The sequence below is a fragment of the Paenibacillus sp. FSL H8-0048 genome (genome assembly GCF_038002825.1).
Taxonomy (GTDB): Bacteria; Bacillota; Bacilli; order Paenibacillales; family Paenibacillaceae; genus Paenibacillus_AQ.
Map to the genome: position 1 here is coordinate 6,172,190 of NZ_JBBODF010000001.1, position 21,932 is coordinate 6,194,121.

Annotated in this window: 15 protein-coding genes, 1 pseudogene and 1 other annotated feature; of the genes and pseudogenes, 15 read left to right on the forward strand and 1 reads right to left on the reverse strand. The window is 55.6% G+C overall.

The window, feature by feature from the left end; genetic code table 11:
• Positions 1–30 precede the first annotated feature (30 nt).
• The 7 genes and pseudogenes from cobA (at position 31) to ypfJ (ending at position 7,832) form a co-directional block, all read left to right on the forward strand.
• On the forward strand, positions 31–1,578 hold the full coding sequence (gene cobA, locus NSU18_RS26805; RefSeq protein ID WP_341150488.1) for a uroporphyrinogen-III C-methyltransferase: 1,548 nt from the start codon (positions 31–33) through the stop codon (positions 1,576–1,578).
• Positions 1,579–1,740: 162 nt separating this feature from the next.
• Positions 1,741–2,739, forward strand: a complete 999-nt coding sequence (gene hemB / locus NSU18_RS26810; protein ID WP_341017191.1) for a porphobilinogen synthase — start codon at positions 1,741–1,743, stop codon at positions 2,737–2,739.
• Between the two features lie 18 nt (positions 2,740–2,757).
• Entirely contained in the window at positions 2,758–4,059 is a 1,302-nt protein-coding gene (gene hemL, locus NSU18_RS26815; protein ID WP_341150489.1) for a glutamate-1-semialdehyde 2,1-aminomutase, read from the forward strand.
• Positions 4,060–4,184: 125 nt separating this feature from the next.
• Positions 4,185–4,904: pseudogene (locus NSU18_RS26820) on the forward strand (RluA family pseudouridine synthase); the annotation flags it as partial.
• 777 nt (positions 4,905–5,681) lie between these two features.
• Entirely contained in the window at positions 5,682–6,101 is a 420-nt protein-coding gene (locus tag NSU18_RS26825; protein WP_341150490.1) for a hypothetical protein, read from the forward strand.
• A 118-nt stretch (positions 6,102–6,219) separates the two neighbouring features.
• The gene (locus NSU18_RS26830; RefSeq protein WP_341017196.1) at positions 6,220–6,771 is read left to right on the forward strand and encodes a hypothetical protein; all 552 of its coding nucleotides are present in this window, start codon (positions 6,220–6,222) and stop codon (positions 6,769–6,771) included.
• A 194-nt stretch (positions 6,772–6,965) separates the two neighbouring features.
• A complete protein-coding gene (gene ypfJ, locus NSU18_RS26835; protein WP_341150491.1) occupies positions 6,966–7,832 on the forward strand; it encodes a KPN_02809 family neutral zinc metallopeptidase in 867 nt (288 codons plus the stop codon).
• Positions 7,833–8,220: 388 nt separating this feature from the next.
• Here the strand turns inward: ypfJ and NSU18_RS26840 are convergent, their stop codons facing one another.
• Entirely contained in the window at positions 8,221–9,462 is a 1,242-nt protein-coding gene (locus tag NSU18_RS26840; RefSeq protein WP_341150492.1) for a GGDEF domain-containing protein, read from the reverse strand.
• 197 nt (positions 9,463–9,659) lie between these two features.
• Here NSU18_RS26840 and NSU18_RS26845 point away from each other — a divergent pair, with 197 nt between their 5' ends.
• From NSU18_RS26845 to NSU18_RS26880, 8 genes are all read left to right on the forward strand, one after another.
• Positions 9,660–11,081 carry a glycosyltransferase family 4 protein gene (locus NSU18_RS26845; RefSeq protein WP_341150493.1) on the forward strand — a complete coding sequence of 474 codons (1,422 nt, stop codon included), beginning with the start codon at positions 9,660–9,662 and terminating at the stop codon, positions 11,079–11,081.
• A gap of 135 nt (positions 11,082–11,216) precedes the next feature.
• Positions 11,217–12,470, forward strand: coding sequence for a LysM peptidoglycan-binding domain-containing protein (locus NSU18_RS26850; protein WP_341017201.1), 1,254 nt, complete (start codon positions 11,217–11,219; stop codon positions 12,468–12,470).
• Positions 12,471–12,671: 201 nt separating this feature from the next.
• Positions 12,672–13,334, forward strand: coding sequence for a stalk domain-containing protein (locus tag NSU18_RS26855; RefSeq protein ID WP_341150494.1), 663 nt, complete (start codon positions 12,672–12,674; stop codon positions 13,332–13,334).
• Positions 13,335–13,426: 92 nt separating this feature from the next.
• Positions 13,427–13,711: a binding site (T-box leader), on the forward strand.
• 160 nt (positions 13,712–13,871) lie between these two features.
• Positions 13,872–16,508 (forward strand): valine--tRNA ligase, encoded by a 2,637-nt coding sequence (locus tag NSU18_RS26860; protein WP_341151108.1) that lies wholly within the window; start codon positions 13,872–13,874, stop codon positions 16,506–16,508.
• A gap of 5 nt (positions 16,509–16,513) precedes the next feature.
• On the forward strand, positions 16,514–17,890 hold the full coding sequence (locus tag NSU18_RS26865; RefSeq protein ID WP_341150495.1) for a bifunctional folylpolyglutamate synthase/dihydrofolate synthase: 1,377 nt from the start codon (positions 16,514–16,516) through the stop codon (positions 17,888–17,890).
• A gap of 7 nt (positions 17,891–17,897) precedes the next feature.
• A complete protein-coding gene (gene murC / locus NSU18_RS26870; protein WP_341017206.1) occupies positions 17,898–19,274 on the forward strand; it encodes a UDP-N-acetylmuramate--L-alanine ligase in 1,377 nt (458 codons plus the stop codon).
• A 193-nt stretch (positions 19,275–19,467) separates the two neighbouring features.
• Positions 19,468–20,625, forward strand: a complete 1,158-nt coding sequence (locus NSU18_RS26875; RefSeq protein ID WP_341017207.1) for a GGDEF domain-containing protein — start codon at positions 19,468–19,470, stop codon at positions 20,623–20,625.
• A 57-nt stretch (positions 20,626–20,682) separates the two neighbouring features.
• Positions 20,683–21,879, forward strand: coding sequence for a GGDEF domain-containing protein (locus tag NSU18_RS26880; protein WP_341150496.1), 1,197 nt, complete (start codon positions 20,683–20,685; stop codon positions 21,877–21,879).
• Positions 21,880–21,932: the final 53 nt, after the last annotated feature.

Consider the following 21,932-nt stretch of genomic DNA (forward strand, 5'->3'; position numbering starts at 1 on the left):
CATGTGTATAGGGATAAGGGGATGACGGAGATGGCGGGGAAGGTATATCTGGTAGGTGCAGGTCCGGGGGATGCGAAGCTGATTACAGTCAAGGGGCTGGAATGTATCCGGAAGGCCGATGTGCTGGTCTATGACAGGCTGGCCAGTCCAAGGCTGCTGAAATGGATGAAGCCCGGCGGTGAGAAAATATACGTAGGCAAGCTCTCGGACCGCCATACGATGAAGCAGGAGGATATTAATCAGCTGCTGGTGGATCTCGCGCTTGAGGGCAAAACGGTGGTTCGGCTGAAGGGTGGGGACCCTGTGATTTTTGGCCGGGTAGGCGAAGAAGCAGAGCTGCTGCGCAGGAACGGTATCTACTATGAGATTGTGCCGGGCATTACCTCGGCCATCAGCGTCCCGGCGTATGCCGGTATTCCGGTGACCCACCGGGAGGCGTCGTCTTCCCTGTCGATTATTACCGGCCATGAGAGCCCGGATAAGCTGGATCATTCCATTCAATGGGATAAAGTAACGAATGCGACCGGCACGCTGGTGTTCCTGATGGGTGTCGCCAAAATCGGTTACATCAGCGCCCAGCTTATGAAGCACGGCCGTCCGCCGGAGACACCGGTGGCGCTGGTGCGCTGGGGGACCCGTGCGGATCAGGAGACGCTGACCGGCACGCTGGCCGATATTGAGGCAAAGGTTACGGCAGCGGATTTTCAGCCGCCGGCGGTTATTGTGGTCGGTGATGTTGTGCTCCAGCGGGAGCACCTGATGTGGGTGGAGGCGCTCCCCCTGTTCGGCAAGCGCATTGTAGTGACGCGGGCGCGCGCCCAGGCAAGTGAGCTGGTGGACCGGATCGAGGAGCTGGGCGGCGAGCCGTACGAGTTCCCGGTCATTGAGACGGTGATGCAGCGCGATGCGGACAAGCAGGCGGAGATCGCTGCGGCACTTGGCGGGCTTGCGTCGTATGACTGGGTGTTCTTCACCAGTCCGAACGGCGTGGACTTCTTCATGCGTCATCTGACGCAGCAGAAGCTGGATATCCGCAGCCTGCACAGGGCGCGGCTGTGCGCGGTGGGCCCGGGTACGGCCGCAGCGCTCGCAGAGCGCGGGCTGATCTCCGAGGAGCTGCCCGGCCGCTTCCAGGCGGAAGGGATGATTGAAGCTTTTGGCTCACAGCTGCTGCCAGGGCAAAAGGTGCTGCTTCCTCGCGGCGACCTGGCGCGTGAATGGCTGCCTGGTAAGCTGAGGGAGCTGGGGCTGGAAGTGACCGAAGTGGATACGTATGAGACGGTGGTTACCGGCGAGGATGATATTGAACTGGTGAAGCTGCTGGAGGAGAAGCGCATTCATGCGGTGACCTTCACCAGCTCGTCCACGGTGCGCAACTTCCTCGGCATCCTGAAGCGGATGGGCCTGGAAGATCCGCTGGCGATGCTGGCGGGCATCAAGATTGCCTGCATCGGTCCGGTTACCGAGCAGACCGCAGTCGAAGCAGGACTCACTCCGGGACTGCTCCCGGAGGAATCCACCATCGAAGGGCTGGTGCAGGAGCTGTGCCGCTGGAATGAATCGACGAGGCTTAACTAGTCTGTTCCTGCCAGATCTGTCAGTGCTGCTTCTGAGCGTTACAATCGGGTCCGGCCTATTAGCTTCGTTAACTTTAACATCTCAATACGGCTTAAGCCGAATAGATGTGTGTAACTACTTAAACTGCTTATTAACTACTTACTGAACAGGAGGTTTACAGCAATGAGCTTTCCAATAACCAGACACCGCCGTTTGCGCGGGTCGGCCGGTATTCGCGGCATGGTGCGCGAGACGGTGCTGAATGTGCTGGATTTCATCCAGCCGATTTTTGTAACCTATGGAACGGGTGTGAAGAATGAGATCGGCTCCATGCCCGGCGTCTATCATTTCTCGCTGGATACGCTGAAGGAGGAGGTGGATGAGATTGCTTCCCTGGGCATTCCGGCGGTGCTGCTGTTCGGTATTCCCGAGACGAAGGATGCGGTTGGCTCGTCCGGCTTCGCAGATGATGGCATTGTGCAAGAGGCAACACGGTTAATCAAAAAATGGTATCCCGACCTGCTGGTCGTCGCCGACACCTGCCTGTGTGAATTCACCGATCACGGCCATTGCGGCATGGTGCATACCCATACGGTGAATGGTGTAGTGCACGGGGATGTAATCAACGATGCTTCGCTTGAGCTGCTGACCCGCACAGCGGTCTCGCAGGCCCGGGCAGGGGCGGATATTATCGCGCCGTCCAACATGATGGACGGATTCGTGCAGGCGATCCGTGCCGGACTCGATGCGAATGGCTTCGAGCAGGTGCCGATCATGTCCTATTCGGTAAAATACGCCTCCGCCTTCTACGGCCCGTTCCGCGAAGCGGCGGATTCCGCTCCCCAGTTCGGCAACCGCAAGACGTATCAGATGGACCCGGCCAATCTGCGGGAAGCCATCCGCGAAGCGGATTCCGATGTGCTGGAAGGCGCGGATATGCTGATGGTGAAGCCTGCTCTGGCTTATCTGGATGTGATCCGTACGATCCGCGACCAGTTCGATCTGCCTCTCGTAGCCTACAATGTCAGCGGTGAGTACTCGATGGTCAAGGCAGCTGCGCAGCAGGGCTGGATCGATGAGCAGGCGGTGGTGCTGGAGATGCTGACCGGCATGAAGCGTGCCGGAGCAGATATAATTATTACCTATTTCGCCAAGGACGCAGCCCGCTGGCTGCGCGGCTAGGATCAGGAGGGAACGAATATGGGCAATATTCCGTTGAACCGCCGGGAAGAGGCTTCCCGCACCGCTTTTGAAGAGGCAAAACAATATATTCCCGGCGGGGTGAACAGTCCGGTCCGGGCATTCAAATCCGTAGGATTGACCCCGGTCTATGTGGAGAGGGGCGAAGGCTCGCGGATCTACGATATTGACGGCAACAGCTTCATTGACTACGTCTGCTCGTGGGGACCGCTGATTATGGGACATGCCCATCCTGAGGTGGTGAAGGCGCTGCAGGAGACTGCGGCCAGAGGGACAAGCTTCGGCGCGCCGACCCTGCTTGAGACCGCAATGGCCAAAACCGTGGTAGAACGCGTAGCCTCGGTGGACATTGTCCGCATGGTGAATTCGGGAACGGAGGCGACGATGAGCGCGATCAGACTGGCCCGCGGCTACACCGGACGCAGCAAAATCCTCAAATTCGAAGGCTCCTATCACGGCCATGCCGACAGCCTGCTGATAAAAGCCGGTTCCGGGGTGGCTACGTTGGGGCTGCCGGATAGTCCGGGCGTGCCGGAAGGTGTGGCAGTGAACACGATCACGGTCCCTTATAATGATCTGGACGGGGTCAAAATCGCGTTTGAACGCTACGGCAACGAGATTGCCGCTGTCATCGTTGAGCCGATCGCCGGGAATATGGGCGTTGTACCTCCGCTTCCGGGCTTCCTGGAGGGTCTCCGCAAGGTGACGACGGGGTACGGGGCTTTGCTGATTTTTGACGAGGTCATGACCGGCTTCCGGGTGGACCGGGGATGTGCGCAGGGATTGTTCGGAATGGACCCGGACCTGACCTGCTTCGGCAAGGTGATCGGCGGCGGGCTTCCTGTAGGGGCTTATGGCGGGAAAAGAGAGATCATGGAGCAGATCGCCCCGTCCGGCCCGATCTATCAGGCAGGCACACTCAGCGGAAATCCGCTGGCGATGGCGGCGGGCTACAGCACGCTTGCGCTGCTGACCCCTGAGGTCTACACCCGTCTGGAGTCGCTTGGCGCAAGGCTGGAAGCCGGACTTAAACGCAATGCGCAGGAGACGGGAATTCCGCTGACGATTAACCGCGTGGGCTCGATGGTATGTCCGTTCTTCACGGAGGAGCCGGTCATTAACTTCGAGACAGCCAAGACCAGTAACCTGGAGCTGTTCAAGCGTTATTTCGGCAAAATGCTGGATCAGGGCATCAGCGTTCCGCCGTCCCAGTTCGAGGGAATGTTCGTATCCGCTGCGCATAGCGAGCAGGATATTGACGATACAATTGCGGGCCATTACCAGGCCCTGAAATCGCTATGACGGCCGGACCGGAGGAGTTGTCCGGCCAGCAGGGCAGCGGCGCGGGCCAAGACGGAAGTGATACCGCCAGCGCCCCCTTCGCGGGGGGCGGCAAGTGGACCCGGCGCGGGGAATGGCTGGAAGCCATGCCTGGCCGGGTCATTACGGGGGCTGCCGACAGACCGGCAGCCATCGATGCCTGGCTGCTGGGCGTAGCCGGGATGCCGGAGAAGCTGCACGCCCGGCTGCGCCACGAGGATGGCATCCAGTGGAGGGGCGACCGGCTGCGGCTGGCCCTGTTCCCCCGCCGGGAAGCGGGAATAGAGTCGGTATGGCAGGAAGCTGCGGCTGAGGTGCTGTTCGAGGACGACTTTTGCCTCGTGGTCCACAAGCCTGCGGGTATGGCAGTTCATCCGGACGGCAGCAGCACCGAGGTGACGCTGGATCATATCGTCGCTGCGCATTATGCGGCTTCCGGCGGAGGGATTGCCGTCCGCCATATCCACCGGCTGGACAAGGATACTACCGGACCCGTGCTGTATGCGAAGAACGAATACGCCCAGCTTGTGCTGGATGAAGATATGCGTGAGAAGAAGGTAGCCCGCCTGTATGCCGCGATTGTTGAAGGCACAGTGCCGCCTGAGCTTACGGTGATCGATGCCCCCATCGGCCGTGACCGCCATCATGCGGCGCGCAGACGGGTATCCTCTGGAGGGCAGCCGGCGGTAACACGGATTGCAGGGCGCGAAGCCCTCCCCGGCGGAACCGTAGTGAAGCTGCAGCTGGAGACGGGCCGGACGCACCAGATTCGTGTCCACCTCAGCCATGCAGGGCATCCGCTCTTCGGGGATGACCTTTACGGCGGATCAGGCTGGCATACTGCGGGTATTCCTTCTTTATATGATGAGAAGCCCCCGCGTACGAAGCCAGGTCAGGTGAAGTCTGCCATTACAGCCTGGTTTGAAGAGCAGGAGAAGGCAGGCCTTACCCCGGGTCTGCAAGTCCCCGGCAAGCAGCCGGCTCCACCTTCCAAGCCGGGAGTCAAGGCGAAGAAGGATAGTGCTGACCGCCAGGCGCTGCACGGAGAGAAGCTGATCTTCGCCCACCCCTGGACCCGCAGCAAGCTGGAGGTAGCCGATCCCTGGCCGAAGGATATGCGGCGTCTGCGTGAGCAAATCGGCGGCGTAGATCAGGAGTAGACTATTAACCATTGGGTTCTGTGAGGTTAAGCTAACTCAATACATGCCATGCCCAGCCGGACCGCGTTTCTCTGAACTCTGGAGGAGTGCGGCCCGGCTTTTTGGTTGTTGTCCAGTGCGGCCTCCCCCAGCCGAAACATCGAACAATAAGTGGATTTATGCTATTTAATTTACGTAACAGTACTCTCCAGGGAACGTTAAGTGGATTTAGGGCATCTAATTTTCTCAATATGTCCTATATATTTATTTTCAGCTTATTTAAGTGTTGTTTATCCAACTGTTGCCGGATATTCGTAGACTTACTGTTGAACAGTTGCTCTTTTTCCACTTATTTCATTGAAGCCACCAGTTAGCCCGCGTCCCCTCTGATACATTTCCGCGCTCAAGCCTGTCTTACTAGTATGAGGAGATGATCTGGCTGTGAGAATAAGAAGGAATCGCTTAGTGTTAGTGATCTTAACCGCCTCCACTCTGGTGATTGCCGCCGGAATAATGAGGGTTGTGCAGTTGGACAACAAATATGGCGTTCTGGGTCTGGTTGCCCAGCTTCAGAGCTTCCAGTTGAGGGTAGACAATCAATCGGACTTTGAGCTGCGTATACTGGAGACAGGAGTGGCAACCAGCTCAGCAGCGGAGGCGTCAGTAGACGAAGTTGGCAAGATACTCAAAAGCGAAAAAACAGTAAAAATTAAACCCCAGCTAACCTTAAGCGGTGAGGGCGGTATTTATTTGAAGTATTCAGACTCTAGGGAACCCGACGTTCCCAAAACCATCGGAGTATGCTCCTACACCGAGACTTTATCCGGATATTCCAAGGTTATTATTACGAATGACAAGGTGACAATCGAACAAAACTGCAGCTAATCTATAAGTAATCCATATATTTGCAGATTCCTAGTAACATTTGTAACTGACGGCCTTCCAATATATTGATAAATATAGAGTGTAAGCGCAGTCTAATCGATGAACTGGGGGAATTATTGTGAAAAAAATTACAAAGTTAATGCTCGTGGCCGGCATCTCATTGGCACTTGTCGGGGTGGGGAACAGCGGCGCCCTGAACAACGTCACTTCGGCAGCGAGCGCACCGCTTAAGGTAGGCCGGGTGGAAGCGGCTGCCCATGGCACCAAATGCTTCACTGTAGCGGTTGCTGTAGTACAGAATGGCGTAATCGTTGCGGCTTCGCTCGATGATTATCAGTTCCTGGGCACCGATGTAGCCACTGGCGTACCGAACTCGGACAAGGATTTTGGCCAGAACTACAAAGATCCGAACATGGTGCTGGCTTCCAAGAAGACCAATGCCAAATACTACAGTGAGCACATGAAGGAAGAAGCCAAATCGACAGTAGCCTATGACAAGAACCTGGCGGCCATCGAGAAATTTGCAACTGGCAAAACGATTAAATCCCTAGAAGCTACACTGACTAAAAAAACCAAAGAGCAAGTCGTTGATGCTGTAAGCGGTGCAACTCTGGTGGATACCCAGGGCTACCTGAAAGCGATTCTAGACGCAGCCAAAGCTGCAAAATAAACGGCTGTTCCATCATTTAACCGATGTTAACCCCTTCATGGCTGCGGCTGTGGAGGGGTTTTGCTATGCGGTTTCCATTTGTCACCAGACCGGCTCCGCTATTCAAGAGAGTGGCACCCCTGCAATTATGGGTATAACAGTAATAAGTACAAAGGCGTCAGTATACGCGAGTATTCATAACTGGGGGGAAGGCCATGAAATGGCAGGGCAGAAGAGGCAGTTCTAATGTGGAAGACCGCAGAGGCCGCGGGGGCGGGGGCGGGGGCGGGGGCAAGCTGATTGGCGGCGGAATTAGCGGGATCGTGATCATAGTGATTGTTACGCTGCTGAGCGGCGGGAATATCGGCGATATTATGGGGAATCTGACCTCAACCGGTTCGGGTACGAACTCAAGTGCTCCCTATGAACAGAGCGCGCAGGAGAAGGAGCTATCCGAGTTCGTATCCGTGGTGCTGGCCGATACCGAGGATGTCTGGTCCGATATCTTCAAGAAGCAGGGGATGACTTACCAGGACCCGACGCTTGTGCTCTACAGCGGCAGTGTGAACTCTGCCTGCGGAACCGCAAGCTCAGCCGTCGGCCCGTTCTATTGTCCCGGGGATGCCAAGCTGTATATCGATCTCAGCTTCTATGATGAGCTGCAGCAGCAGTTCAAGGCGCCTGGCGACTTCGCCATGGCGTATGTAATTGCCCACGAGGTGGGTCATCATGTGCAGACACTGCTGGGCGCTTCCGAGCAGCTGAATTCAGAGCGCCAGCGCCTGAGCGAGACTGAATTCAACAAGGTTCAGGTCCGCTTCGAGCTGCAGGCCGATTATTATGCCGGGGTCTGGGCCCATCATGTCCAGGGCCAGAATCTGTTGGAGGAAGGAGATCTGGAGGAGGCGCTGACTGCCGCGAGTGCGGTGGGGGACGATACGATCCAGAAGCGGGCGCAGGGATATGTGGTGCCCGACAGCTTCACACATGGAACGTCCGAACAGCGCAAGCGCTGGTTCTATAAGGGCTTCAACTCCGGCACGATTGCCGGCGGAGATACCTTCAAAGCTGCTGAGCTGTAACCTGCAGCTGTTCTGTCAACATAAGAGCCGCCCATCCGCTTGACGGAGGACGGCTCTTATTCTTATTTGGAATATTATGATGAGGAGCCGTGTCTGCTCCACCGGGCAGCTGGAATGTATGCCAAAAACAGCATACATTGTGCTGCCGCGCAGGCGCCCGGGCCAAATGTATGCCAAAAACAGCATACAATGGCTGCCGCGCAGGCGCCCGGGCCAAATGTATGCCAAAAACAGCATACAATGGCTGCCGCGCAGGCGCCCAGGCCGGATGTATGCCAAAAACAGCATACAATGGCCGCCGCGCAAGCGCCCGGGCCGGATGTATGCCAAAAACAGCATACCTTCGGACCGGCCCGCACAGCCCGCCCCCCTGCGCGGGAACGTGTGTTTACGGCTGCACATCGTTCCGGTAAGAGAGACGGTTGCGGCCAAGCTTCTTGGACTCCAGCAGGAGCTGGTCGGCGTAGACGTACCCTTTTTCCATAGAAGTCTTCTGGTCCGGGTCCGCCTTATAGTAAAAGAGTCCGAAGGATGCCGAATACGGCACGCGGATCATCTGCTCCTCGAATTCCGCACTTACGCTGTGATCGTGAAGGCTGTCCAGAATATCCTGAATCTGCATCTGACATTCCTCGAAGGTCTTGTCCCTCAGCAGCAGCGTGAACTCTTCCCCGCCGCTGCGGAACAGGATGTCTCCCTCCTGCAGATGCTTCTGCAGCGTCTGCGCAAAATGAACAATGACCCGGTCGCCTACGGCGTGGTTGTAGGTGTCATTGATTTTTTTGAACCGGTCGATGTCCGCCACTACAATTCCGATGTACTCCCCGCTCTGGTTGAGCTCCTTCATCATCTTATCCATATGCGCCCGGTTATAGGTTCCGGTGAGGAAGTCGCGGTAGGCCATCTGCTCGAATTTGTCGCGTTCATATTTGTGCTGGGCACTCTGCGATTTGGAATAGAACGAGATACTGACTACATAATTGAGCACGAACAAGGCGATCAGCATCTCCCATTTCTCCATTTGCAGCAGCCGCAGCAGCAGGGCGTTACTCAGGGCCACCTTGCTGAAGTCCAGCAGATTCCGGCTTCGAAATAACAGGTTCCGCGCTTCCCGGCGTGTCTTGATATCTCCCGACAGGGCGAAGGTCAGCACCAGGAAGGTGGATGACAGCAGGGTGGTGACGCAGACCACGAGCAGGAACAGCAGCCAGTATCCGAGCGGAAGCTTGTCCGCCAGAGGAGATAGCGCCGTATACAGATAGTACGCAGCAGAGCCGCCCAGTGTGAACGAGCCGATATTGTAGAAGGTATCCAGGAACTCTCCGGGATCGGCGGTCTTCGTTTTCTTTTTATAGAAATATACGATGAACCGGTATACCGTCTCGAACAGGAGCGTGCCAAGCGGACCGGCAAAAATCCCGAAGGAGGAGGTATAGCTGATCGCATAATCGATTGTAGAGTTCCCGCTCCGGGTCACAATCCGCAATTGGAAATAGATGCTTGAGAAGATAGTGTATAGCAATAATGCTTTTATATAGGTAGCGTCCAGGACTACAGCATGCGCGGGAATGAAGGCTATAGCCAGGGCTGCGACAAATAGGAAAAGGTCAAATACCCTCGCTTTTGACATGTCGGAAATTTCCTTTCAGGATTTATACCGATTATACCCGAAAAGATGAATCTTGATTAAAAGATATTTTTGAAATTTTGCAGGGAATGATCATATATCCCTTTCCGCCTGCCCGCAGCCTACATATACTATTCTGATTAAGGTGGAGCAGACTGCACCTGTGTCTAAATAAATCTGTAAGCCGGGGAGAGGAATGCATGAAGATATTGCTGGTCACCTACTGGGGCCTTACCAATATGGGCGGAATTTGGACATATATGAAGCAACTGGCTGACAAGCTGGGCGAGCAGGGCCATTCCGTTACAGTGATGGGCAGCCATGTGGAGAACAATACATTGTATCTGCTGAACCGGACAGAGTTTTTTGATAAAAAAGCGTTCTATTCGCTGCTGCTGCCGCAGCTTGATATCGGCCGGTTTCCCTCGCTGCATCTGGAGCACGGCATCTTCAGCTTTGAGCTGGGGCGTTATGTATTCGAGGGCGGCGCTGCTGTGCTGGGCTTGGAGGACTATGATGTCATTCATGCCCAGGACCCTATCGCCTCCTATGCACTGCGGCGGATCATGCGCCGTCCTGTTCCGCTGGTTACAAGTGTGCATGGGGCATTGACCAAGGAGACCTACTATGAGTACAAGGGACTTGAGCCCGGACTGACCCGGGAGGCCTATGAGCAGCGGCCGATCTGGAGATATTTCCGCAGGCTTGAGACGCTGGGGGCCCAGGCGGCCGACCAGATTCTGGTCTCTTCGGAGTGGATCGGACAGCTTACGCAGAGCCTGGGCGTCAGCCAAGACCGTATCCATACCCTGCCGTACGGGCTGGACCTGCATCAATACGCAGCCCGTGCTGCGGAGACACCGCCGCTTCAATTTGCAGAAGGAATTCCTGTGATCATGTATGCCGGACGACTTGAATATATCAAAGGCGTCCATGTGCTGATAGAGGCGCTGGGCATTCTGCAGCAGCGCTGTCAGCAATGGATCTGTGCAGTGGCCGGAATCGGCAGCCTCCTGGAGGAGCTCATGGAGCAGACCCGCCTGCTGGGTATCGCGGGGAAGGTCCATTTCACGGGGAAGCTGAACAACATTCCCGCTGCACTCCGGGCAGCCGACATCTATGTGCAGCCCTCCCTCCAGGACACGCAGCCCTTCTCGGTTACGGAAGCGCAGCTTGCCGGGATCGCGCCGATTGTCGCCGGAACGGCAGGCATGCCGGAGATGGTCCGGCAGGGAGAGACGGGCTGGATTGTTCCTCCCGGAGATGCCGGGCAGCTTGCCCTGCAGATCGAGCAGCTGCTGGGGAATGAGGAACTGAGAAGACGCACCGGCCTCCAGGCTAAGCAGTGGGCAGAGCAGACCCGTTCTCTGGATGTTATGGCTGCGGGTACACTTAATGTATACCAGAGAGCGCTAAGTCTGCGGGCGGGCCGGCCGGGAATTCCGGATCACCTCCGCTTTGAGGAAGAACCGGGAGCGGGTGCGCTGCCGGCAGCTTTTCATCCGGCGGATGTGGTTAACGAGTGTAGTCCGGGGAATCCGCTTGCCGTAACACTGCGTGTCAAGCTTCCACACCACTACTCTATTCCTGATGCACGTACGGCTCTTCCTCCCCTGGCATAGGCGCTGTCCGCAATTGAAGCGGCAAAGTTGTCATGCCTGCCTGATTGAAGCATATACATGAGGGGAGTAACATTTTGGGCTTATACTCTGGGCTTGTCTCAGGGATAGATTATGCCAAGAAGGAGGACATTTCCCGTGTTTGACCAGTCCCATGGCTTGCGGTTTGATATTTATGAACGCATTCACCTTTCGGAAGAGCTTCCGGGAATAGCAGAGCTGGAGGAAGTCGAGCTGGTTCCCGACATCCAGGTCATCCAGCGGGAGGACCGGGCCGAGCTGCACGGACAACTGCTGCTCACCGGACTCTACCGGGGGGAGGATGACCTTACACAGCGTCTGGAGCATGCAATTCCTGTTGAAATCACTGTTCCGCTGACCCGGGTCAGCTCACTTGATGACATAGGGGTGGAGATCGAGAATTTCGATATTGATCTGCTGACGATGCGAACCGTTAACATTACCGGTGTGCTCTCGCTGCGCGGAATCGGAAGTGCAGATGCACAGCCGGCCTGGCAGCAGGAGGAATATACGGTAGCCTATTCGCCGGAGGCAGGAGACGGTAATGCCTCTGAGGAGAAATTCCGCAGTCCGGAGAATGATACCCTGTATGAGAATTCGCTCTGGACCTATGGCGAGGGGGCAGCCGAGGGCTCTGAAGAAGATCAGAGCTACGCTAACCCGGCTGAGGCTGTAGTCCAACCTCTGTATGCTGAAGAGACTACGTACACCCAGCCCGCCGCCTATCTCTCTCCACCCCTGAAGGACAAGGAACCCAGAGCAAGGACACATAGCCTGGATACGGCTTCTCCGGCAGGCACCGCCGCCTTGAACACAGTGGATCATTGGGGCAATGCGAAGCTTCATTCCGCCGCGCAGCCGGAGCCGGTGCTAACCTCCGCTGCCAATGATGCTGCTGCGCTGTTTGCCGGGAACGAAGAAGGCGAGGCGGCAGAGGAGATCCAGGCCACAGACAATGAAGTCTTCCTGTCTGCGGAATCTCTGACTCCCCCTGAGGAGAAGCAGGATCTCAAGGTTGCCCTTGGCAGCAAAAAAGAACCGGGAGCCGCCGAGCAGGAGCCGCTCACCTTCTCCTCGCTGCTCAGCGCAAGCCGTGCCAACAGAGAGCAGGAGGAGCTGCTGTCGGGCAATTTAGACTCTGTAGCGGAGGCTGTTCCTGAGGCCGGCAATGACACAGCGTGGAAGAGCCGGTTCATCGGCGGCATGGGCGGGACGGAGCTGTTCCGCAAGGTAAGGCTCTGCATTGTGCAGCGGGAAGAGACGCTGGACACCATAGCCGAGAAATACCAGCTAAGCACCCGGGAGCTGACCATGTACAACCGGCTGTCCGGTCAGATTGTAGAAGAGGGACAGGTACTATACATCCCTTGAGATTGATGATGTGCGGAGAATTCAGGCTTAACAGGAACAGCCCTTGCCTTACGGATGGGGCTGTTCCTGTTTCTGTGTATGATTTCCGCTTCTGGTTTACAAAACGCTTAAGCCGGGGTAATAGTCAATACCGGCCTACATACATTACACATTCAGGCAGCTATGCGCTGGTACACCACTTCTGGAAGGATGATAACTCACATGAAGAGAAAAGTGGCAGCCACTGCGGCCGCACTAAGCTTGACGCTCACAGTCTCGGCCGGTGTCTACGCCGCCAGCAATCTGCAGGAGATCAAGGCGCTCCTGAACAACAAAATCGGGATCGTCGTAAACGGTCAGGCATATACGCCCAAAGACGGCAACGGCAAAACCCTCGCCCCGATTACCTACAACGGCATCACTTATCTGCCTGTACGCTCCATCGGCGAAGCGCTGAACACCGCTGTCACTTACGATGCTGCGACCAGCCGGGTCATCATCGGTGATGCGGCTGCTCCGGCTGTCTCCTCCGGCGGCTCGTCCGCAGGAACACCAGCCGATTCTGTGAAGCGGCCGAAGAGTCTGCCGGCGGACTTCCCGCTTCCGGCGGACGCGAAGATATTTGATCTGATCGAAGGCTCGGCGACCGGCAAGCCGTCAGCTACCTTTAGCTACACCACCAAGCAAGGACTGGAGACGCTCGGCAATACGTACAAGGACTATTTTGCGCAAAAGGGCGCCACTTCCAAATCGGAAGAAGTCTCTGCGGCCGCCTTCCAGATTATTGATGCAGGCAGCACGTTTGCTGTTACCGTGGACGGGGCTCCCGGAACGGGCAGCCGCCAGGGCTTCAACGTGGTTCAAGTGATCTGGAGCGGGGAGTAAGCGCCAAGGTACGTCTGCTGCGCGCCCTTTGTGTATATGCTGGTTGACTAGGGATAACACTGAATGTATTATTGAACTAAGTAATAACTAGCATAAAGACTGGGAACGGGAAGAGTAGGCGGTCAGCCCTTCAGAGAGCGGGATTATCATTGGTGTGAATTTCCGCAGGATGCAGCCCCCGAAGTCGCCCCGGAGTTGCCCTTCTGAGCTTGTCTTCATCATGAAGACCGGTTAGGATGCGGCCGGTTGCAGCCGTTACCCTGCATGAGTGTCGCGCTAAGCTTTGGGAACCTGCAAGGGAACTTAAGGCAGTGGTTTATTTTTTATTGGCGCGAAACAAAGGTGGTACCGCGAAAGAATGGCCTTTCGTCCTTTGAGACGAAGGGCCTTTTTGTATTCTCGAAAAACCGCTAGCTACTCAATACATTTAACAGTGGAGGGTTCACAATGGCTGATAACAACAATGCAGCAGCAGAGCTGCCGAACGGGCAGGATGCGGCAGAAGCTACCGCTTCAGCTAATCACAAGCAGAGCGATATGCCGACTACATATGATCCGGGAGCGGCAGAGAAGAAATGGTATGCTTACTGGATGGAGAAGGGCTTCTTCGAAGCCGGCAAGCGTCCGGATGCGGAGCCTTACAGCATCGTGATTCCGCCGCCGAATGTAACAGGAATGCTGCATATCGGACACGCGCTGGATTTCACGCTTCAGGATGTGCTGATCCGCACCAAGCGGATGCAGGGCTATGATACCCTATGGCTGCCGGGTACGGACCATGCAGGGATAGCTACACAGACCAAGGTAGAGCAGAAGCTGCGTCAGCAGGGAATCTCCCGCCATGATCTGGGACGCGAGAAGTTCCTGGAGCAGGTATGGGACTGGAAAGACCAGTATGCCAAGACTATTCATGACCAGTGGGCCAAGATGGGCCTGTCCCTCGATTACTCCCGCGAACGCTTTACCTTTGATGATGGAATGAAGAAGGCGGTAAGCAAGGTATTTGTGGAGCTGTACCAGAAGGGTCTGATCTATCGCGGCAAGCGGATTATTAACTGGGACCCGGCTGCCCGTACAGCGCTGTCGGATATCGAGGTAGAATACAAGGAAGTGAACGGGCATCTGTACCATCTGCGTTATCCGCTTAAGGATGGCAGCGGCCATATCACGGTGGCTACCACGCGTCCTGAGACGATGCTGGGCGATACAGCCGTAGCCGTACACCCGGAGGATGACCGTTACAAGCATCTGATTGGCCAGGCGCTGATTCTGCCGATTATTGGCAGGGAGATCCCGGTTATTGCTGATGATTACGTAGATAAGGAGTTCGGCAGCGGTGCGGTTAAGATTACACCGGCGCATGATCCGAACGACTTCGAGATGGGTGTCCGCCATAACCTTCCGCAGATCAATGTAATGGATGAAGGCGGAGTGATGAATGAGGAAGCGGGCGCTTATCAGGGAATGGACCGCAGCGACTGCCGTAAGGCCATCGTAGCCGACCTGAAGGAGCAAGGCGTGCTGATCTCCATTGAGGATCATGTACACCAGGTTGGGCACAGTGAGCGTTCCGGGGCTGTTGTAGAGCCTTATCTGTCCACCCAGTGGTTCGTCAAAATGCAGCCGCTGGCAGAAGCAGCCATCGCTGCACAGAAGGACGGTGACGGGGTCCACTTCGTGCCCGACCGCTTCGAGAAGACGTACCTGAACTGGATCGAGAATGTCCGCGACTGGTGTATCTCCCGCCAATTGTGGTGGGGTCACCGGATTCCGGCCTGGTACTCCGAATCTACCGGGGAGCTTGTAGTTGCGCACGACGAGGAAGAAGCACGCCGTATCAGCGGGCTGTCCGACCTGAAGCAGGATGAGGATGTTCTGGATACCTGGTTCAGCTCCAACCTCTGGCCGTTCGCTACCTTAGGCTGGCCTGACGGGGAGAGCAGTGACTATCAGCGTTACTATCCGAACAACGTACTGGTTACCGGCTACGATATCATTTACTTCTGGGTAGCGCGCATGATTTTCTCAGCCATGGAATTCACAGGACAGAAGCCGTTCTCGGATGTGCTGATGCATGGACTCGTACGCGATGCCGAAGGACGCAAGATGTCCAAGTCGCTGGGCAACGGTATCGATCCGCTGGATGTTATCGAGCAGTACGGCGCTGACGCCATGCGCTATATGATTACTACCGGCAGTACAGCGGGCCAGGATCTGCGGTTCCGGATGGAAAAGGTAGAGCAGGCGCGCAATTTTGCCAACAAGATCTGGAATGCCTCCCGGTTCGCGCTGATGAATCTGGAAGGCGTAGCCTTTGAAGATATTGACATTACAGGTGAGCTTGGCACAGCAGACCGCTGGATTCTGCACCGCCTGAACGAAACTTCCCGCGATATTACGCGTCTAATTGACTCGTATGAGTTCGGCGAGACCGGACGCCTGCTCTACAACTTCATCTGGGATGATCTGTGCGACTGGTATATCGAATTCGCCAAGCTCTCACTGTACGGAGCGGACGCAGCCGCCAAGGCCAAGACCCAGTCTGTTCTGGCTTACGTGCTGGACCGTACACTGCGCCTGATTCACCCGTTCATGCCGTTCATTACGGAGGAGATCTGGCAGCATCTGCCGCATGAAGGAGAATCGATCACGCTGGCCGAATGGCCGAAGTACGATGCGGCGCTTGAGAATCCGCAGGCGGTATCAGAGATGAACCTGCTGATGGATATCATCCGGGCTGTTCGCGGTATCCGTGCGGAAGTGAATGCGCCAATGAGCAAGAAGGTTGAGCTGATCATTAAGGCCGGCAGCCAGGACACCCTGGACATTATTTCCCGCAACGACAATTACATCGGGCGCTTCTGCAACACCTCTTCTTTCGAAGCAGGCCTTGCGCCGCAGACGCCGGATAAAATGATGTCCGCCGTGGTTACCGGAGCGGAGCTGCTCCTGCCGCTGTCCGGTCTGATCGATATCGATCAGGAGATTATCCGTCTGGAGAAAGAAGTCCAGACCCTGAACAGCGAAGTGGAGCGTGTGGAAAAGAAGCTCAGTAATCAGGGCTTTGTAGCCAAAGCTCCGGCGAAAGTCATCGAAGAAGAACGGGCGAAGCAGGCGGATTATTCCGACAGACGCGAGAAAGTGCTGGCCCGTATTGCAGAGCTGAGAGGATAACAGACATGGAAGAGATCACCCGGAGCGGCGCTGCCGCTCCCTTAAGTTCTTATACAGAAGCGGTAGACTGGATCAACAGTCTGATTCCTTTTGGAATCCGGCCGGGCCTGGAGCGGATAGAGCTTCTAATGGAGAAGCTGGGACATCCGCACCGTAAGCTTAAGTTCATTCATGTGGCCGGGACGAACGGCAAGGGCTCGACCTGCGCCTTTTTGACCTCGGTCCTTATTCAGAGCGGATATTCGGTGGGGACCTTTACCTCTCCCTATATCACGAAGTTCACGAACCGGTTCCAGTACAACGGGACGGATATTCCTGAGGAGACGCTGCTTGCGCTTGCCAATCAGCTGCGTCCGCTGGTAGAGGAGATTGCGGGCACTGAGCTGGGCTCACCGACCATGTTCGAGGTGGCGACGGCGCTGGCGATTCTCTATTACGGCGAAGTCTGTTATCCCGATGTAGTCGTATGGGAGACGGGGCTTGGGGGAAGGCTGGATGTAACGAATATCGTTACTCCGGTGGTGTCGGTCATTACTAACGTGGGACATGACCATACCGATGTGCTGGGAGATACGCTGGAACTGATCGCCGGCGAGAAGGCCGGGATTATTAAGCCGGGCGTTCCAGTAGTCAGCTGTGTGAGCCAGCCCGAAGCTGTAGCTGTATTGAAGGCCAAGGCGGCGGCTACCCGTTCGACACTCTATTTAGCGGGAGAAGACTTCAGCTATAGCGGAGTTGAGCAGCGAGATGGCTGCCAGCACTTCACCTTCAACGGGCCATTCCGGGGGCTTGAGCTGGACATTGCCATGAAAGGCGAACACCAGCTGCAGAATGCAGCCGGAGCAATGATGGCGCTTGAGGTGCTGCGTCAGTATATGGCTTTCATGCTGGAGGACGAGGATGTGCTGGAGGGCTTCCGCGGCACCTTCTGGGCCGGAAGACTGGAGGAAGTGAGCACCTCGCCCAGAATTATTCTGGACGGCGCGCACAATCCGGAAGGGGCTGAGAGCCTCGCAAAGAGCCTTCCGCAGTTCCAGCCTTACGGTAAATTAAATTTGCTCATGGGGATGCTGGCAAATAAGCATCACGAGTCGTATCTCAAGCATATACTGCCTATAGTGGATACGCTCATCCTGACCGAACCGGATTTCCGTAAGAAAATGGACGCGGAAGATCTGCAGGCGATCGCAGAAAGTCTGCGGAGTAAATATGCCAAGGAAAACTTGGAAATCATAGTAGAACGTAATTGGGGCCAAGCGCTGCAGAAGCTGCAGACGATCACAGCGGACGATGACCTCGCAGTTGTGTCCGGAACGCTGTATTTGATTTCTGATGTGCGCAGTACGCTTTTACGGCAACCCGATTCTGAAAAAGGCTGGTGACGAACTGTTGGATACTACTGAACGTGTGCATTTTATAGGGATCGGCGGCTATGGTATGAGCGCGATTGCCCGGGTGATGCTGGAGATGGGATATACAGTTACAGGCTCTGACGTAGCTGCCCAGGAGTTAACGGAGAAATTGATAGCCAAAGGTGCCAAGGTGTTCATCGGGCATACGGCGGAGCAGGTAAAAGGTGCGGATCTGGTCGTCTATTCCACGGCGCTTGCCGCGGATAATGTGGAATGGGTGGAAGCAGAGCGTCTGAAGATACCGGTTCTGCACCGCTCGCAGATGCTGGCCCGGCTGCTGAATGAGCGCAAGGGCGTAGCGGTGGCCGGAGCGCATGGCAAGACTACCACCTCATCCATGATTGCTCTGGTTATGGAAGACTGCGGCGTGGACCCTACCTACATTATCGGCGGGGAGATTATGAATGTCGGCACGAATGCCAAAGCGGGACAAGGGGAATTCGTCGTGGCCGAGGCCGATGAGAGCGACGGCTCGTTCCTGCAATACCATCCTTGGCTGGGAATCGTGACGAACATTGAAGCTGACCATCTGGAGAATTACGGCGGCGACTTCGGCAAGCTGAAGGATGCTTATGTTCAGTTCATGAATCAGCTGCGCGAGGACGGAACAGCTATCGTATGTGCGGATGATGAGAATCTGAAATCCCTGCTGCCTAAGGTGCAAGGTAAAGTGATCAGCTACGGGATCGAATCGGAGACGGCCGATTATACAGCGACTGATATTGTGCTCGGTGACCGCCAGGTATCTTATACCATGAATCATGGAAAAGAGGTATTAGGCCGTATTGAGCTCTCTATTCCGGGACAATACAATCTGTATAACTCCATGGCGGCAGTGATTTCCTGTCTGAAATCGGGCATTGCCTTTGAAGCCATTGCGGCTGCGATTGTGAAGTTCCACGGCGCCAAACGGCGCTTCCAGGTGCTGGGCGAGGTTGACGAGATTCTCGTCATTGATGATTACGCGCATCATCCAACAGAGATTCAGGCTACGATCAGCGCCGCTAAGGCAACAGGCAAACGCATTATCGCCGTGTTCCAGCCGCAGCGCTACACGCGTACCTTCTTCCTGCTGGATGCGTTCAGCCGGGCGTTCAGCGAAGCGGACGAAGTGATTATTACCGATATCTACTCCCCTGCGGGTGAGAAGCAGATAGAGGGCGTCACCTCAGCCAAGCTGGTAGAGCTGATTGTGCAGAACAGCAATGCCGGTGCGCGTCATCTCCCGACCAAGGAAGCTGTGCTGGCAGATCTGCAGAACCGCATTGCTCCCGGTGATCTGGTTATCACAATGGGTGCGGGGGATATCTGGAAGGTCGGTTATGCACTGGCAGACAGCCTGAAGAGCCGGTAAGATTTCAGGAACCGTTGAATTTTAAAAAAGGAGCTGTCCCATAAGCCATAAAAGGCTAATTGGGACAGCTCCTTTTTGCATCCGGCGGACAAGAAATTAGAGGTCATAGATAATAATGATATTGCCGATATAAGCTGTGAATGTTATCGTTCGGAATAGAGCAGGTATATCCGGATAGTTCGGTGGTGTGTTGATGGGCTTTCAGCTTGATATTAAGTCGCTGTTATACTTGTTCATTCTGGGGAATTTATTTTCCGGTCTGATGATTACGTTTTACCGCTACCACTTCCCCAAAGACATTGCCTCCAGTCTATTTATTGCCTCCAAGTGGATTCAGGTGGTCTTCTGGAGCTCCATTCTGCTGTGGGACTATATTCCCCATAGAATTGCTGTACCTCTGAGCAATGCGCTCATTCTGGCCGGCGGAGGGCTGGAGATCGCTGCGCTGCTGCTGATGATGGGCATGCTGGACCGCAGGGCGAAGCTCTTTTATCTGGCAATTACGGCAGGAAGCATACTCAGCTTCGTTATCGTTGCCCTGTTCTTTAACCATCCGAATATACGGGTCGCAACGACCTCATTATGGGTCATGCTGTTTGTGCTCTACCCTGGCTGCCGCTTGACAGCGGGCCCGGAGCGCTCTCCGCTTCAGAAGATACTCGCCACCGTTTTTTATGCGATTGCAGCGGTGATGCTGCTCAGGTCGTTCGTTGCGCTGGCGGTGGAACCGGATATGGGCCCGCTCACGGCTAATCCGGCGCAGTATTTGTATTATCTCGGGATGTTCCTGATGCTGATTGGTGGCATTGCCGCCTTCATCCTGCTCTCCAATGAGCATTCCTACCAGAAGCTGAAGCGTATCGCCACCTATGACAGCCTAACCGGGATTCTGGGCCGCCGGGCCTTCCTGCTGGAAGCCGAACTGAAGCTGGCGTTTGCCGCCAGGAAGCGGGAATATTGTTCCCTGCTGCTGCTGGATCTGGATCATTTCAAAAAAGTGAATGATACCTACGGGCATGACACCGGCGACAGTGTGCTGCAGGATTTCGCCCTTACTGCCGAGAGTACGCTTGCGGGCGGTGACTTGCTCGGACGGGTAGGCGGTGAGGAATTCGCCATTCTGCTGTACGGGCAGGATGAGCTGAGCAGCACCCATCAGGCAGAAGCGCTGCGGGAGACGCTTAAGGAGGCTTCTGTGCACAGCCTGCCCTGCGGGTATACGGTTAGCATTGGTATAGTCTCTGTGCTGCCTGATCAGCAGACCAGCTTGAACGCACTCTACAAGCTTTGTGATCTGGCGCTCTATCAGGCGAAGCAGGCAGGCCGGGACCGTGTGGTCCGGTCCGGGTAAACGGACCCTCAAATACATATCATAATAGATATATCGTTAAACAAAGGGGTGGACATGATGACCGCCGGCTTGGATTTGAAGACATTGCTGGCTTGTCTTTTTTTCGGCAATCTATTTACGGTTCTGCTTATTCTGGCATACCGGCCCAGTTATCCGAAAGAGAAGACAACCCCGTTGTTCCTGACAGCCAAAATTCTGCAGCTTGCTATTCTGCAGCTGTTGTTATTACAGGGAATTCATGATATTCCGTTCGTGCTTCCAAGTCTTATTCTCTTGAGCGTGGCTGCAGGTACTGCGGAGATTCTGGCTCTGCTGAAGAAGCTTGAAGCCGATTCCGAACGAATGAAGCAGAGGTATTACACGCTGGCGGGGATATCTGCGATAGGTCTGCTCATACTCTACCTGATGCATTCGGATGTCCCCCGTCTGATTGCAGTATCTGCACTTACGGGTGCGATTCTGCTGCTCTATCCGGCTTATCTGTTATCCTGGAAGGTCAGAAAGACCCCGCTGCAGGAAATTACGGGTATGCTGTACGGCGTGGCGATCCTCGCTCTGCTCAGTAAGGCCAGCAGCCTGTTCTATCTTCCGCCGGCAGGCTCGATTGCAGCGGTGTGGCTGCAGAGCTTTTACTATGCCGGGATCTATCTGCTGATGTTCCTCGGAACTGCGGGCTTCATGCTGCTCTCCCGGGAACAGTCCTATGCGGAGCTGGAGCGTGTGGCAACGTATGATGAGCTGACGGGCGTCTTGAACCGCAGGGCCTTCGTGCTGCGCGCCCAGCCTCTGATTGCTGCCGCGGCCAAGGAGATGACGCCCTTCTCGTTCATGCTGCTGGATGTGGACCATTTCAAGCAGGTGAATGACACCTATGGCCATGATACGGGAGACCGGGTGCTGCAGGATTTCGCCCGCAGAATTGAGCGCCAGCTTGGCAGCGGAGATCTCTTCGGAAGATTCGGGGGCGAGGAATTCGCGGTGCTGCTGCACCGGTCGGATGAGGAAGACGGTGAACGAATAGCGGAACGGCTGCGTTGCTCTGTGCTTGGTGCGACGGTCGAAGGCATGCCGCTGTCCTATACAGTCAGCATCGGTCTGATTACGATTCTTTCAGGTGAACGAGTGCCGCTAGGCACCTTATACAAACTGAGCGACAACGCTCTATACGAGGCGAAGCAGCGGGGCAGGAACTGCGTGGTCAGGAGTGACAGCTACAAGGGGAAGGTGCCGGAAGCCGGTTTTCTGACGAAATAGGAAGGGCCGGTTTTCAATAGTATGCCGCATGACAGCGATTCTCCGGTTATCGG

Coding starts and splice junctions, on each gene's coding strand:
- NSU18_RS26875 (WP_341017207.1), top strand. CDS start 19,468: ATGGGCTTTCAGCTTGATATTAAGTCGCTGTTATACTTGTTCATTCTG.
- NSU18_RS26840 (WP_341150492.1), bottom strand. CDS start 9,462: ATGTCAAAAGCGAGGGTATTTGACCTTTTCCTATTTGTCGCAGCCCTG.
- cobA (WP_341150488.1), top strand. CDS start 31: ATGGCGGGGAAGGTATATCTGGTAGGTGCAGGTCCGGGGGATGCGAAG.
- hemL (WP_341150489.1), top strand. CDS start 2,758: ATGGGCAATATTCCGTTGAACCGCCGGGAAGAGGCTTCCCGCACCGCT.
- NSU18_RS26855 (WP_341150494.1), top strand. CDS start 12,672: ATGAAGAGAAAAGTGGCAGCCACTGCGGCCGCACTAAGCTTGACGCTC.
- NSU18_RS26845 (WP_341150493.1), top strand. CDS start 9,660: ATGAAGATATTGCTGGTCACCTACTGGGGCCTTACCAATATGGGCGGA.
- NSU18_RS26860 (WP_341151108.1), top strand. CDS start 13,872: ATGCCGACTACATATGATCCGGGAGCGGCAGAGAAGAAATGGTATGCT.
- NSU18_RS26880 (WP_341150496.1), top strand. CDS start 20,683: ATGACCGCCGGCTTGGATTTGAAGACATTGCTGGCTTGTCTTTTTTTC.
- NSU18_RS26865 (WP_341150495.1), top strand. CDS start 16,514: ATGGAAGAGATCACCCGGAGCGGCGCTGCCGCTCCCTTAAGTTCTTAT.
- ypfJ (WP_341150491.1), top strand. CDS start 6,966: ATGAAATGGCAGGGCAGAAGAGGCAGTTCTAATGTGGAAGACCGCAGA.
- hemB (WP_341017191.1), top strand. CDS start 1,741: ATGAGCTTTCCAATAACCAGACACCGCCGTTTGCGCGGGTCGGCCGGT.